Source organism: Lysinibacillus sp. NPDC093197 (assembly GCF_044754025.1).
Lineage (GTDB): Bacteria > Bacillota > Bacilli > Bacillales_A > Planococcaceae > Lysinibacillus.
Window position 1 is genome coordinate 33,508 of record NZ_JBIVOH010000002.1, and the last position, 13,755, is coordinate 47,262.

General features: G+C 35.0%; 14 protein-coding genes. 2 read left to right on the plus strand and 12 right to left on the minus strand.

Annotation, left to right across the window (positions count from 1 at the left end; all coding sequences use genetic code 11):
- Positions 1 to 238: 238 nt before the first annotated feature.
- The 5 genes from ACIP9G_RS06060 to ACIP9G_RS06080 form a co-directional block, all read right to left on the minus strand.
- Complete coding sequence (locus ACIP9G_RS06060; RefSeq protein ID WP_401018279.1) at positions 239 to 418, minus strand: sporulation protein Cse60; 180 nt, start codon at positions 416 to 418, stop codon at positions 239 to 241.
- 129 nt (positions 419 to 547) lie between these two features.
- Positions 548 to 1,192, minus strand: a complete 645-nt coding sequence (locus ACIP9G_RS06065) for a TVP38/TMEM64 family protein (RefSeq protein WP_401018281.1) — start codon at positions 1,190 to 1,192, stop codon at positions 548 to 550.
- Between the two features lie 309 nt (positions 1,193 to 1,501).
- On the minus strand, positions 1,502 to 2,470 hold the full coding sequence (locus ACIP9G_RS06070) for an MBL fold metallo-hydrolase (protein ID WP_401018283.1): 969 nt from the start codon (positions 2,468 to 2,470) through the stop codon (positions 1,502 to 1,504).
- Between the two features lie 24 nt (positions 2,471 to 2,494).
- A complete protein-coding gene (locus ACIP9G_RS06075) occupies positions 2,495 to 2,872 on the minus strand; it encodes a hotdog family protein (protein ID WP_401018285.1) in 378 nt (125 codons plus the stop codon).
- A gap of 198 nt (positions 2,873 to 3,070) precedes the next feature.
- A complete protein-coding gene (locus tag ACIP9G_RS06080) occupies positions 3,071 to 3,868 on the minus strand; it encodes a TrmB family transcriptional regulator (RefSeq protein WP_401018287.1) in 798 nt (265 codons plus the stop codon).
- Between the two features lie 124 nt (positions 3,869 to 3,992).
- Between ACIP9G_RS06080 and ACIP9G_RS06085 the strand changes: the two genes are divergently transcribed.
- Complete coding sequence (locus tag ACIP9G_RS06085; protein WP_401018289.1) at positions 3,993 to 4,763, plus strand: TSUP family transporter; 771 nt, start codon at positions 3,993 to 3,995, stop codon at positions 4,761 to 4,763.
- Positions 4,764 to 4,843: 80 nt separating this feature from the next.
- Here the strand turns inward: ACIP9G_RS06085 and ACIP9G_RS06090 are convergent, their stop codons facing one another.
- The gene (locus ACIP9G_RS06090) at positions 4,844 to 5,785 is read right to left on the minus strand and encodes a stalk domain-containing protein (RefSeq protein WP_401018290.1); all 942 of its coding nucleotides are present in this window, start codon (positions 5,783 to 5,785) and stop codon (positions 4,844 to 4,846) included.
- Between the two features lie 123 nt (positions 5,786 to 5,908).
- Positions 5,909 to 7,678 (minus strand): glycerophosphoryl diester phosphodiesterase membrane domain-containing protein, encoded by a 1,770-nt coding sequence (locus tag ACIP9G_RS06095; RefSeq protein WP_401018291.1) that lies wholly within the window; start codon positions 7,676 to 7,678, stop codon positions 5,909 to 5,911.
- A 343-nt stretch (positions 7,679 to 8,021) separates the two neighbouring features.
- Between ACIP9G_RS06095 and ACIP9G_RS06100 the strand changes: the two genes are divergently transcribed.
- Positions 8,022 to 8,231, plus strand: coding sequence for a restriction endonuclease subunit S domain-containing protein (locus tag ACIP9G_RS06100; RefSeq protein ID WP_401018293.1), 210 nt, complete (start codon positions 8,022 to 8,024; stop codon positions 8,229 to 8,231).
- A 55-nt stretch (positions 8,232 to 8,286) separates the two neighbouring features.
- Here the strand turns inward: ACIP9G_RS06100 and ACIP9G_RS06105 are convergent, their stop codons facing one another.
- The 5 genes from ACIP9G_RS06105 to ACIP9G_RS06125 all read right to left on the minus strand — a co-directional run bounded on the left by ACIP9G_RS06105 (position 8,287) and on the right by ACIP9G_RS06125 (position 13,425).
- Positions 8,287 to 9,870, minus strand: a complete 1,584-nt coding sequence (locus ACIP9G_RS06105) for an amidohydrolase (RefSeq protein WP_401018294.1) — start codon at positions 9,868 to 9,870, stop codon at positions 8,287 to 8,289.
- 13 nt (positions 9,871 to 9,883) lie between these two features.
- Positions 9,884 to 10,435, minus strand: a complete 552-nt coding sequence (locus ACIP9G_RS06110; protein ID WP_401018295.1) for a biotin transporter BioY — start codon at positions 10,433 to 10,435, stop codon at positions 9,884 to 9,886.
- A 115-nt stretch (positions 10,436 to 10,550) separates the two neighbouring features.
- Positions 10,551 to 11,219, minus strand: coding sequence for a TIGR04104 family putative zinc finger protein (locus tag ACIP9G_RS06115; protein WP_401018296.1), 669 nt, complete (start codon positions 11,217 to 11,219; stop codon positions 10,551 to 10,553).
- Complete coding sequence (locus ACIP9G_RS06120) at positions 11,206 to 11,721, minus strand: sigma-70 family RNA polymerase sigma factor (RefSeq protein WP_401018298.1); 516 nt, start codon at positions 11,719 to 11,721, stop codon at positions 11,206 to 11,208. Before ACIP9G_RS06120 ends, ACIP9G_RS06115 begins: the two co-directional genes overlap by 14 nt.
- A gap of 258 nt (positions 11,722 to 11,979) precedes the next feature.
- Entirely contained in the window at positions 11,980 to 13,425 is a 1,446-nt protein-coding gene (locus tag ACIP9G_RS06125; RefSeq protein ID WP_401018299.1) for a tetratricopeptide repeat-containing diguanylate cyclase, read from the minus strand.
- Positions 13,426 to 13,755: the final 330 nt, after the last annotated feature.

Sequence of the window (13,755 nt, forward strand, 5' to 3'; positions counted from 1 at the left end):
TACTGTAAAGGTCAGATTCAACATCAAACGTTACCGCATTTAAAACCTGCACTTTTAAGAACAGTACTACTGTCAATTGACGTGCCATTCTTTGATAGTAATCGTTATTGTTAATTACATATGGTTTGAAATGCTGTACAGTATCTTTTGTGACAATAAATAATGTATCCCTATTTACAACTTGCAGTTCGATTAGTTGAATATCAGTTGGATTAATTTTTCGCTTTAATGCGACTTGCTATGTAATTTTAAAAAGAATAAGGGCTGTATAAACACTATGCTTATCATAAAAAGTATATGTAGAAAACTTAATGTCTATAAAATCTCCTTCTGGTAAATCATATAAAAATTTATTAATCATGTTTTCAAGCGTATCTTTATCTCTCGCCTCAAGTATGTTCGTTCTTAATCGTGCCATTTTTATCACCCCACTTCAATCATCATATAATAAATGGAGTCATTTTCCAATATTTTAAATTTAGTATGAATGGTAGGAAAGTAAAGAGCCTTACTATTTTATTGTAATCAGGCTCTTTGCTCATCTAAACTATTGTTGTAACTCTATTTTTCGTTTTTGTTTAAGCGAATTCCAAATTTTTATGGATGCTGCGAATACTAAAATTAGTGATACTATGACAAACACTAGACCTACTGTATATTTATGAAGGTTACCTCCCATAAAACTATATAATATCCTTAATGGGGTACTCGCTATAATGATTGTAAAAATGTAGGTTGAAAATTTTATCCCTACGGATGCGGATAAGAAACAGATTACATCCGCTGGTGCTATTGGACAAATAACGCCTATTGCTAGAAATTTGTAATTGTAAGTTTCTAATAAATCATTCAATTCAGGGTACCGATTTTCTAAATATTTATTGATTTTATTTCCAGCGAAACTTCTTGAAACTATATAAACTAATGTTTCACTCAATACAAAGCCCACTGTAGATAACATTAAAGCATCAAATGGCTGGAAACAGACCCCACCCAAAATCATTAAAGTTGTTCCTGGGATAAAAAATATAAGCCTGATTAGCCATAAACCAATAAACAATAAGTATGCATTATTTTTATTGCCCGAAATAAAATCCTTTAGTGTATTCATATCGAGTGACAGTAAATCAAAATGCTTTAATGTATAAGCGAATAAGATCCAAATAACGATTATGGTTAATTTCTTTCTCATTTCTTCCTCACCTCAACACTTCGATAGACACATAATAAGAAATAAAAATTTAAAAAAGGCCTTGAAATCATTAAGGATTCTTAAAATGGCCAATATAAATACTTATGTCAATGTATGATAAATAGCGTTACACAGTGATTATTGAAAATGTTAAAAATTAAAAAAGAGTTGTATCAGTATGCACATCGCGAGCTTCTTTTCGTTAATGCGACATCAAAAAACTTTAATAATTTTTTAATTCTAATAAAAAAAAACAGATTTAGAAATCTCTTATCTTCTAAAACCGTTTCTTTAGTGAAAATTGTTTATTTACTTTATCCAATTAATCGGCTTCCAATCTTCTTCTATCCATTTTGAATTTGGTACTTCGTATGGTGCTGTCGCTAATAACTTGTCCTGTTGCCATATCGCTGCTTTAGAGCGAATCATTTCATCAAGTAATAGCTGGACAAATTCCTTAGGCTCTAAACGGAAAGAGTGCACGGCAAAATCATGAAACCAGCCACAGCCAAGTAAATACGATGGAATTTCCTTGCTCGTTATTCCATTTTTCAGCATCAGTGTAAACGAAAAAATTCGCTTACATGCGTGCCAAGCCATTTTTTCAGGAGATATCATCCACTTTTCAAGTCGGTCTCTTGCTTTGTCTATCATTAGTAATGGTTCTTCAATCGCTCGTCCATGGCCAGGAAAGGCTATTTTTATTGGCAATTTAGCAAGTCGCTCTAAACTTTCGTAAGAACGTCTTACACTATTAGTACCTTCACGAAAAATATTTAACCACCCTACATCATTGTATTGAAACAAATCACCACATATTAGTATCTGTTGCTGTTGTTCATATAAAGCTATATGCCCTAATGTATGTCCTGGTGTATGTAAAACCTTAAGAGCACTATTCCCCGTCAAAATTTCCTGTTCATCTATAAGTAGCTGTTGTACGACATATTGTTCTACAGGTTGATCTAAATAATGGGAACCACATGCCTCTACATCACATTGATTCACCAGCTCCCCCTCCCAAAGATGTGCAGCAATCGGTAGGTCATACCGCTGTTGAAAATAATGATTTCCCCCAACATGATCACTATGATAGTGTGTATTGATGATACTATTTAATTGCTTTGGTAATATCCCAGCATCGGATAAAAGTTTCTCCGTTTGGAGTACATCACTACCAAAGCCCGTATCAACTAAAAAGGTTTGATCATCTTGAATAACAATACTATTGGCACTTGGAAACGGACGTTCAAAAAACATAATATTTGTAGTTTTCATATGTAAGCCCCCACTTCTATATTTTTATAGAATAATGCCAGAAAAGCTCCCCTTTAATACCTCTTTGTTGAGTTGATTTGTGCAGGAAAATGTTGTACTAATCGCCTTGCGATTTTTTTCATCCAGTTCAAATTGTTCAATTATGACATCACACCGAATGGTATCACCACTAAAAACAGGGCGTAAAAATTCGAAATTCATTGTACGGGCTAATACGTTAAAGTCACCACCCACTTTTGTTGGGAGCGTAGCTGTCAAAAGCCCCTGCACAACAAAACGACCTTGTTCATCTGGTGTAATATGATGATCCCCTTCATCTTTGGATACCTTTGTAAATAATTCAACGTCTTCCATTGTAAACGTACGTTCAAATGTAATCTTTTCACCCACTTGTACTGTCATCATTTATCCCCCTTTATATAAATCAAATTGTAGACTGAATGTTGAAATAATTCAATTTTTGAAACTGTTATTTCTAGCGTAACAATTAAGAAAAATTCTTAGAATAGTAACATTTTGCAATAAAAGCAGCCACCTAGTGCCATTTGAGAGGTAAACTAGGTGGCTGAATGAACTTTTTTAATACAATTTGAGAGTCAGTCAATTGTTATTCTTGTTTTCTAAAAAAAATGAACTTCTTTCTTTCGTAATCCAATCATTTAAATTATCATCACTTCTTTTTACTAATCGATTTACAAGTACGTCATGCCAAATATAATCTTCTAAAAAGTTAATATGAAACGCATCATCAGTAAAAAAAGCTAAATCTTTGCGAAAAGGTGATGGACCATAAATCATTTCGTTTCCATCAACAGCAATAATAAACCAATGGGCAGTTGTTTGTGCTTTAATATAGTTTGTTGTTCGATGTTGGTCTACAGTAGCTATTGGGTTGTCTACGTTTATTGTAATGCCATGAATGGGTACTTTTTTCCCAATTTCCTCTAAGTCCTCGCGTAATATGTTATAGACGTCATCCCACATTGAAATGAGTACTTTTTCTTTCGCTCGTTTTAACATCGCAGTACAAAAGCTCAGAATTGTTTCCTTATCTCGAATAATTAATATTTGATTTTCTTCTTCTTTCTTTTTTTGTTCTAAAACTTTTAATTGATCCGTAATGGACGTAAAATTGGATTGCCATTGTTGTTCTGTTTTTTGTATAAAAATAGAAATTGGTATCGCTGAATAAGTTGTTTGATCGGGTGTCTCTTCCTTCATAACTAGTCCTTTTTCAACCAATTGATTGAGCGTATCGTATACACGTGCTCGTGGAACTTTAGAATCTTTACTAACTTGATATGCCGTTACATTATTATTTTGTACAAGCGCTATGTATGCTTTCGCTTCATATTCTGTATACCCTAATTGCTTCAATTGGGAAATTAACTCCATCATCCATTACCTCCATTTGTTTCATTATAGTAAATCTATTCATCTAATTGCGAATGAAAATAGTCTTTACTTATAAATTTATTTTAGTTACTATTACAGTAGTAACTAAAATGAAAAGAGTGACATTATGATATTTGATTTAGATCCACAAGTTTTAACTATCCTTATATTACTTGGCTTTCTAGCCGCTTTTATTGATTCTGTTGTTGGAGGTGGGGGTTTAATAGCACTACCAGCTCTTTTATTTGTAGGTTTAAATCCAACAACTGCTGTTGCCACTAACAAACTTGCAGGAACGATGGGGTCATTAACTTCTGTTATTTCTTTTTATCGTTCTGGAAAACTCGATTTCCGATCTGTTATAAAGTATTTCCCACTAGCATTTATTGGGTCACTTATCGGAGCTTGGTCCGTTACATTAATTAGTCCAGATATATTAAAACCTTTAATGCTCATAATGCTTGCTGCAGTGGGTGTTTACACGATTTTTAAAAAGGATTGGGGAGGCAGCACTACAATAAAAAAACTGTCACCCATTCGGATTTTCGGATTAATCCTTTTACTATTAGCGATTGGCTTTTATGATGGGTTTTTAGGCCCGGGTACAGGTTCCTTTTTTATTTTTACATTTTTAATGCTTGGCTTAGATTTTATAAAGGCAGCTGGAAATGCAAAGTTTTTAAATTTGGGAAGTAATATGGCGGCACTTCTTATGTTTGTCTATTTAGACGAAGTTCATTATCTATATGGATTTATTATGGGGATTGCTCAAATTTTTGGCGCTATTGTGGGGACACAGTTCGCAATAAAAAAGGGCAGTACCTTTGTGCGGAAATTGTTCATAATTGTCACAATGACCCTTCTTATAAAAAACACATATGACTATTTTTTCAGTTAAAGTGCCAGTCACCCAAACAATTCTGAATTTTCTTATAGTAAAAACCCCCTCCAAAAACCTTTGGAGGGGGTTCTGATATGTTATTGCATTAATTCTTCGAAAAATTCAACAGGTACATATGTTTTTGTTGGTTCTAATAAAGCAGGTGCTACCTCAAAGTGACGAAGAGCTTTATTGTAGCCATATGCTTTTTCACCACGTGTAATTGTATAAGATAATGCGCCTTTTGAAATAATTGCGCCAGTTCCTGTTGATTCTACTTTAAAGCCAAGTTCTTCAGCAATTAACCGTAAAGGCACCATAGTTGTACCATTGATATCATAGAAATCATTTTTAATAATTTCTTGAACTGCTGAATTAGAAGAAGTTTCCTCTCCTACTTCACCTTGTTCTTCAGTTGTAGCGTCTAACACGATTACTTTTGTTGGCGGTGTTTGTGCTGGGATACTTCTTGTTGTAATTGTATAGAACACAAGTAAATGTTGCTCTGCTAAATCTTTAGCTGATACTTCTTTACCTGATTGGCTTTGGACTACTGTTTCTTCCCCAACGTTTAATTTTAGACTGTTATCCGTATTTACTAAATCTTTATTGAAAAAGTCAACAGTCACACTGCCCATTTCTTTCGATTCTACAATGATAACTTCAGGGTTATATTGTGGTGGATAGATCATCAGCATTGGCTTATTTGCATACGTATATGCCGTTACTTTATCTCCTTTTTGAAGCTTTACTTCTTTCCCCGTATTATCAAAAATAAGTGTGTCCTTATTTACAACAAATACGTTCGTATTTTCCCCATCTTTCGTTGTATAATAAGTCGCATCGTTACGTTCTTCTACATTTTCAATAGTACCAGCTACTTTTATAAAAATCGGCTGCACTTGTGGGCTTTGTTCATCTTGTTGTGTAGCATTTGTCACAACTGCTTCTCCTCCGTTTGCTGATGCTGATGGAGCGATTGCCACACTCCCTAGTAATAATGCTGTCATTGCAAATGGTACGACCTTAGTCATTTTCATAAAAAATACATCTCCTTCATTTCAAGAATTCAATGAAGTAGTCGATTTCAAAAGAAAAAGGTTACAATATTGCCAAATTATTTTTATATTCGTCTAAATATAGCAAATTTATGATTTAACGAGCTAGAAAACAAAGGACAATCTATTCAATATCCTTTGTACAAAATATTGTTGCTCATTTTGCTTTGATCTTATTTCTAATGCCACATCTGGATGATCCGTAATCACACCCGAGACATTTTTCTCAATAAACTCTTGTAATGAACGATCTTTGTTTAATGTCCAAACAAATAAATCCATATGTTGTGCCTTTAATACTGTAATTAAGTCCTCATTTACCCACGATTCTTCTAATGCAATAAAATCCACATTTAAATCATCTATTGGTCCAATATTAAGCGCATAAACTATTCCTACCCGCAAATTAGGTGTTAAATTTTTCAACTGTGTCATCAATTGTGAATCTGAGGACTGTACATAGTACGTATCAAGCACTTTATAGGCTCGCAACTTTTCTACTAATCGAGGCAATAGGTCTTCCCTTTCTTTACCGTGTACTTTTAGTTCAATAAGCAATGTAACATCAAGGGCTTTTGCGATTTCTATAAAATCATCTAAAGATGAAATTTTATCGGTTAAACCATTTTCATAGATAGTGATTGTTTTTAGATCACTTAATGTCATATTTGCGATAACTCCATTTTTACCAGCTAAGCGCCTTAATGTACGATCATGAAAAACGACAAATTCCCCATCTACCGTTTGCTGAATATCTAGTTCGATTATATCTGCACCTGCATTGGCCGCACTAACAAGTCCGCTAATGGTGTTTTCTACGTTTCCTGCTGTGTATCCTCGATGTGCAATAATTTTTGTATCTGGTGCGTAAACACTTTTTTCTAACGAATAGATATTCATAATGCTTAATATTGAAAAAATAACACAAAGCAGTAGTGGCAAAGCGTTATTGCGTTTGCTTTTATAAGAATATCTTGGCATTGCCACATTACGGGTATTATAAGTAATGGCAACCGTTACTTGTGAAAACATTGCTTGCAACAAACTAAATAACACAACAAAGACCATTTCTAAAAACGCTAGTGTTAGCCCTGCCGTTACAAGCGCTGTACTCGGCATATTTCGCTCCAAGAAATATAGAGGTAATGTACTGACAACTGTAATAGCTAATAAAAGAAATAGATGAACTGTTAAAATCATTGCCAGTAATACGAGTAACTCAACCAAACCTCGTCTTGAAAAACGCCAGCTTTGTAGAAATGACTGACAAATAGATATTTTCGGCTGTATTGTAAAAATTGGTAATGTCAAAATACTTCGTATACCTACTATTACTAAAATACTGGCTACTACTGCATAAAGTACCCTTCCAATACGTGTACTCATTATTTCATTTGTAATAAAGTGAGGTAATGTAATCCCTTGCGTTAATGTAAGAGGGAGCATAAATGAAGCTAAAGGCAACAATAGGGTAATATAAATGATTAAATAAATAACTTGCAGGCTAAAAAAGTAAACAAGCTTACGATTTAATTGCTGCCACATTGTAAGAAAACGATAATGGATGCCCCTTTGCTGATTAAAAGCCATGATAAATAAAAAACCCATCTCATAATAAATAAAAAGCAAGACAACTAGTACTAAAAGAAGCATCATAGCTAGGACAAAGGGGTGCATAACAAAGCTTTGTATATTTTGTTCAGTAATGTGGGTGTAGCCCGTTACATTTAGCATTAGCTTCAAAACGACTGTAGACACCGGTATTACTAATAAAAACTGAAATACACGAATCATAATGAAAACTCGGATATAGTCGATACGATACGTATAAATATTATAGATGGCTTGTCGCATAATTTGACGTGCTTTTTGCATTACCTCACCCCTGTCGCGTACTAACCGTTACTAGCCGTTTCACGCTATTTCTTCTTATAACGTATGATAATTTTTGCATTTCAAGTTATCTTTCAAATAGAAAATGTTATAAATTGTGCCTCGATATTGTAGCGTCCAGATTTTTTGAGCTGCTCGAAACGCTCATGTAAGTATTCATCCCAACTTATAGAAGTTGCGGAATTCCGTTCAGACAAGTTAAACGCAAGAAATTGTCACGAATGATGAGATAAATGTTTGAGGGGTACAGCTATATTTTTTTGAAACCTTTTGTTAGCCGATTCAGTAAATAAAGAATCACAACTAATTAGGGGGAGGAATTCAGATGCAATTCTACATTGGTGATATTATTAGTACGATTTTTATTCTTGTCGTTTTAGGCGCTATGTTTTTCTTTCTAATAAAGATGATTAAGATTGGAAAGTCTACCCATCTACCACTTCCTCCAGAAACGCTTCAACAACAAATAAATGAACTTAAGACACGCGTTAAACAATTGGAGAGACAAGTGCAGCATCTATCAGAAAGAGGATAGTTTAATCGCTTTTAGTTACTTGAAACATATGGTTACTAAAAAAATCGTTGTGAGGCTAAGCCTCACAACGATTTTTTGTATTTTCATATACGATACGACCATCCACAACTGTATAGGCAACATGAATATGTGGAACTTTTTCGATATCTACCTCAAATATATCATCTTCGAATACGGTGAAATCAGCACTATATCCTTCTTTTATCTTACCTCTCGTATGCTCCTGAGCAATTATTTCAGCAGAGCCTACTGTATAGAGACGCACTGCATCGAAACGCGAAATTTTCTCCTGAGGACCAAAACCATCGTGGCTTTCACCAAAATTTCGTCTTGTCACTGCAGCATAGATGCCGTATAAAGGATTCGGCACTTCAATTGGCGCGTCACTACCACCTGCTACGATCAGTCCGCGGTCTAGAAGTGATTTTAAAGGATGTAGACCTTGTGCGCGTTTCTCGCCTAACTTTACAAGCTCTGCTAAATACTCTCCTTGCACAAACTGTGGTTGCATATCTACAGCTATCGGTAAAGCTGCCAACTTTTCTAAAATAACATCATCAACTAAACTGCAATGAATTAATCGGTCAAATTGCCCCTCACGAGGTGGAAATGCTGCGAAAACATCTAAGATTATGTCAATTGCTAAATCCCCGATTGCATGAACAGCAACTGTTTGTCCATAATGACGTGCAAGTTGAACATACTGCTCTAATTGTGAAGTAGAATGAACAAGTATACCATAATTGTTTGGATCGTCACAATATGGTTCCCGTAAAGCTGCGGTACGCCCCCCGAAAGCCCCATCGACAAATATTTTCATTGCACCAAATTGTACATATGGTGTTGATTGCTCGTTTAACTTAGCAACTTCCTCAAAAACTGTATGGTGTTGTAATAAATGCACTTTAAATGACTTTTGAGCATCAACTATTTTTCGATAAGCATTTATCGGTTGACTAGGAGGTCCGAAGTAGCTTAAATCTTCCGAATGACCTCCTACTAAGCCGTAAGATTGAAGCGATGCTACGGACTTTTGAAGAGCTTCTTCAATATATTCAGGCGTATAATATGGCATATGGTTAACAATTAAATATAATGCTGTATCTTTTAAAACACCTGTTAATTGACCATTTTTCTTATCAATAATGCCACCTTCTGGTGATGGTGTATCATTTGTAATTCCAGCAAATGCTAGTGCCTTAGAATTAGCCAAAATTAAATGATGGCAACTACGTTTAATAATCAGATGGGCTTCACCAAGCGCATCGAGTTCCGACAGAGTTGGGAAAATTGGCTCTGTATAGCCTGTTTCATTCATGCCAATTGCAACAACCCATTGCTCCGCGGATGTGCCTTGCATACGGTCACGAATAATATGTAACAATTCTTCCTTACTAGTTACGTTCGAAACATCAATATGCATTAATTTTTCGCCATAGCCAATAATATGTAAATGACTATCAACAAATCCTGGGTACATCACATTTCCTTGTAAATCTCGGACCGTTGTAGCTTGTGGCAATAAACTATCAGCGGAACCAACCGCCACAATTTGTCCATCTTTTTCAAGAACTGCTTCAACAGTTTCGCCCGCTCGTTCCATCGTATAAATTGTTCCACCTGTCCAAAGTGTTGCCATCCATTTACTCCCCCTATGCTACTGCTTCGATTAAATGCGCACTTTCTAAGCGTCGACGTACAACGACACCAAGCCATGCAGCAAGTACTGCTTTTAATACTCCAACAACAATAAATGGAGCAGCTCCCCCCATAAACGCTGAAGTCCATGTTAAATCACCAACAATTTTCAACCAAACTGTACCAAACGCCAATGTCACTACCATACCGATAATGTTAGCGATAATTGCTTGTACAAAGGTAATGCCAAATTTATTTAAGTATAAACCCATTAACACAGCCGCCGCAAGGAAGCCTACAATATATCCCCCTGTTGGTCCTATGACGATACCATATCCTCCTGACATACCACTAAATACTGGAATACCTGCTGTGCCAAGTAAAATATATACAAGTACAGATAATGTACCAAGTCTTGTACCTAAAATTGTGACAACTAAGCCTACTGCTAATGTTTGGCCTGTAATTGGAATAAGTGGTAGCGGAATCGTTACCTGCGCAAGAACTGCAATAATAGCCGCTCCAAACGCCGCTAACACATAATTGTAAGTACTACTTTTCTTCAAACGAAAATCCCCCTTTTGTTAACCTACTTTTAAAATAAGTTAACAAAAAGATAATGCAAATAAAAACAGTTGTCAATCGAATTTGACAAATTACTATAAAAAGAGACTTTTAATTTTACCAGAGGGGCTCATTACTAGGATCTTCCTCTTGTAATTTTACTATATCAGGTAGTAATAAATAATGATAAATTACGCTACTTGCGATAAAAAATATGAAACCGATTAAGAAATGATCAAATGCTAGGTTTAAAAACACGATAAATGTTATTGGCAGATTAAGTAAGCCGGATAATTGTACCGACTTTTTTGTGCGATATTGCTTTTTACTACAATGTGGACATTCCATTTGCCCATTTTTCCAATACAATTTTCGAACTTGCTTAGCAGACCAAATTTCTCCACATTCAACACATACCGGTAAGCCATATCCTTTTTTATGCAAAATACGTTTAATAATTAATGCTACACTTACAAAAATGCTAATGAGGAGCAACCCCTTTATCCAATCAAGCTCTAATAACGTCCAAAGGCTCCATCTCTCTGTTTCTTGCTGTAATGCTGCGCCTTGCGAATGTCTTGCCCGTTGTTCGGTTTTTTGTGACATAAGAACACTAAAGCCAATAGCAAGCAGTGTAAATGTCGCCAGAACGATTCGATACTGTTGTTGGCTACTACTTCTATGTTTACTTTTAGCTTTTGCTTTTTGGGCAATCCGTTTCTTTTTTTCCTCCGCTAGCTTTACATGCTGTAGCTCATGTAACACGGTCTCTTTAAATTGATTCATAGCGTAGCACCTCCCAGTCATAGTCAGCAATTACTGTTGCTAGCTGCTTTCTTGCTCGCTGTAATCTCGTGCGCACAGTTGCCTCAGGACAATTTATAAGCTTGGCAATGTCTACTGTTGTCATTTCCTCAAAATAATAGAGAATCAAAACCTCTCTATATTGTACGGACAAAGTAAATAAAGCTTCTACTAGCTCCTGTTTTGACGATTTAGCGAGAATTTCTTTTTCCGGCGTAACGGTCGTTGAACGTCCTGATATTTTCTCAAACAGTGACAGCCGTTTACTTTTCCAACTACGTAAATAATCGTGACTGCGATTGACCGTCATTTTGACCAAATATGTACGTAATGATGATTCTTGTCGAAACTGCTGCTGCTTTTGATAAAAGGCAATAAACACATCTTGGACAATATCCTCTGCTGTTGCTTCATTCTTTACATATAAGTAGGCAACCTTCAGTAGATAATCCCCGTGCTCTGCAATAATTTCTTCAATTTCCATTGCTGCCTCACCTTCTTTCTAAACTATTGACGTAACCCAATTTATTTCCGATTCATTTTATATGAAATTTTTTCAATAGAGAAAACTTTTTTCAAATAAGCTAGTCCAATAACTACAAAAATCCGCTCCCTTTACACGAACAATGCTATACCTCACGTTTGCATTTGAGGTATAGCATTGTTCAATGTTTTACATAAAAGGTCACGGATACGTACTTAATCATATAAAGGACATTTAATAAATTACCTTTTTATTACTTTATTTACTATTTCCCACATTACTATATTGGTTATAGAGCGTAATTTGGTTACGTCCATTTCGTTTTGATGTATAAAGTGCACTATCAGCATAATGAATTAATTGCTCCACACTTGTAATATGAGCATCCTCATTCGTGCTAGCACCAATACTAAATTCCAATTGGACAATATCATCATTTACTGTCAATACAAGTGAGGTTAATGTTTTGTATAAATTTTGCGCTATTATAGAGATGGATTCTTCCTCTCTTAAATGGATGAGAACAATAAATTCATCACCACCAAAGCGAGCGACAATTGATTTGTACGGCTGAAAAAATTGTTGCAATGTGGTGGCTGTCATTGTTAAAGCATCATCTCCAAATAAATGACCATTTGAATCATTAATCGATTTAAAATGATCTAAATCAATCATGAGTAAAGCTAATTTCTGATCATTTGTTGCACTTTCCACCATTGCTTTTGCATGTTCATCAAAATAGCGACGATTATATATATTTGTAAGTGGGTCGATGTAGGAAGTTCTTTCAAGATGCTTCTTTTGATCGTTATATTCCATTTCGAATAATACTTGCGTATAATTCTCTCTTTGCATCTCTAATAATATATTAATATATTCCTTTTGCACGGCACTTAAAATAATTTTATTCCCCTGCTCTTCAATAAGCTTAACTAATGAATTATAGATGGTTTGTAACAAAGATAAATCATTATTTTGCAATGCATAGTGCTTCGATTTTTGGTACATATCAATCGCTTCGCCGATATATCCTTGTTTTTCAAATAGTAATGCTTGGGCATTGAACACCTCTAATTGCGCCTTATTATAGGGAGGGTCCTTAACCATCATTAGTAACTCCTTTATTAGAACATCAGCTTCATCATATTCCTTCAGCCAAATTTGCGCAGTAGCTAAATTTGTCTTAGAGTGTATAATACTTTTATAAGGTTCATCATGTTTCGTTTCAAATTCATTGGCGTAAAATAAACTCTTTAATGCAAGTCTCTTTGCCTTTGCATATTTACCGAGTTCAATTTCTAAACCACTTAAATTATTATAGATCTTCCCCAAGCTTTCTATATGTTGTATACGCTCTGCAATTTCCAGACCTTTCATTAATAGCTCTTCCGCTTTTTTTAAATGCCCGAATGTTCCCCAGTAAATGGAGGCAAGAGAATAATATTGAATGATGTCAATATCATTACCATATAAAAAAGTCAGTTCTCGGTATTTATCTAGTAAATTAATGGATATTTGGAGATCCCCTACTTGAAAATAGCTAATACAGCTGTAACGTAATAAATGCATTGCTTTATCGTACAATGCAAGCGCATTGGCACTTTCAATAGCGGCACTACTTAACTCGATATATTCTAAATAGCGATTCGCACTATATAATTCATCTAGCGTAATCCATAGTTCTTCAAATTCTTGTAAATCCATACCGCACCCTCCCTTTTCAACCCCTACTCCCTTAATACTACATTTGCTTATAAAATATTACAATTCTTTATCCTTATTTATTTTCCAATTAATGAGCAATTTAACCTAAAGCATAGTAATATTTACAGTGAGCGCTATAACTTGATGCTGAAACCATCATCCGATGTAGCTTTAAAGCATCACAAAGGCATCAAGAGGTTTACTCTTAATGTAAAATAGAGGGCAACAACTAAGTGTCAGGCACTCAAACAATTTTGAATTTTTATCGTACTGCAAGTAGGGTTATCTAAAAAATTAATGTAAGCCGCAACCATACGCTCATAGCGATGG

Excerpts from the sequence above, each read along its gene's own strand:
- ACIP9G_RS06090 (WP_401018290.1), bottom strand. The coding sequence starts at position 5,785 with ATGAAAATGACTAAGGTCGTACCATTTGCAATGACAGCATTATTACTA.
- ACIP9G_RS06125 (WP_401018299.1), bottom strand. The coding sequence starts at position 13,425 with ATGGATTTACAAGAATTTGAAGAACTATGGATTACGCTAGATGAATTA.
- ACIP9G_RS06100 (WP_401018293.1), top strand. The coding sequence starts at position 8,022 with ATGCAATTCTACATTGGTGATATTATTAGTACGATTTTTATTCTTGTC.
- ACIP9G_RS06085 (WP_401018289.1), top strand. The coding sequence starts at position 3,993 with ATGATATTTGATTTAGATCCACAAGTTTTAACTATCCTTATATTACTT.
- ACIP9G_RS06080 (WP_401018287.1), bottom strand. The coding sequence starts at position 3,868 with ATGATGGAGTTAATTTCCCAATTGAAGCAATTAGGGTATACAGAATAT.
- ACIP9G_RS06105 (WP_401018294.1), bottom strand. The coding sequence starts at position 9,870 with ATGGCAACACTTTGGACAGGTGGAACAATTTATACGATGGAACGAGCG.
- ACIP9G_RS06060 (WP_401018279.1), bottom strand. The coding sequence starts at position 418 with ATGGCACGATTAAGAACGAACATACTTGAGGCGAGAGATAAAGATACG.
- ACIP9G_RS06115 (WP_401018296.1), bottom strand. The coding sequence starts at position 11,219 with ATGAATCAATTTAAAGAGACCGTGTTACATGAGCTACAGCATGTAAAG.
- ACIP9G_RS06065 (WP_401018281.1), bottom strand. The coding sequence starts at position 1,192 with ATGAGAAAGAAATTAACCATAATCGTTATTTGGATCTTATTCGCTTAT.
- ACIP9G_RS06095 (WP_401018291.1), bottom strand. The coding sequence starts at position 7,678 with ATGCAAAAAGCACGTCAAATTATGCGACAAGCCATCTATAATATTTAT.
- ACIP9G_RS06075 (WP_401018285.1), bottom strand. The coding sequence starts at position 2,872 with ATGACAGTACAAGTGGGTGAAAAGATTACATTTGAACGTACGTTTACA.
- ACIP9G_RS06120 (WP_401018298.1), bottom strand. The coding sequence starts at position 11,721 with ATGGAAATTGAAGAAATTATTGCAGAGCACGGGGATTATCTACTGAAG.
- ACIP9G_RS06070 (WP_401018283.1), bottom strand. The coding sequence starts at position 2,470 with ATGAAAACTACAAATATTATGTTTTTTGAACGTCCGTTTCCAAGTGCC.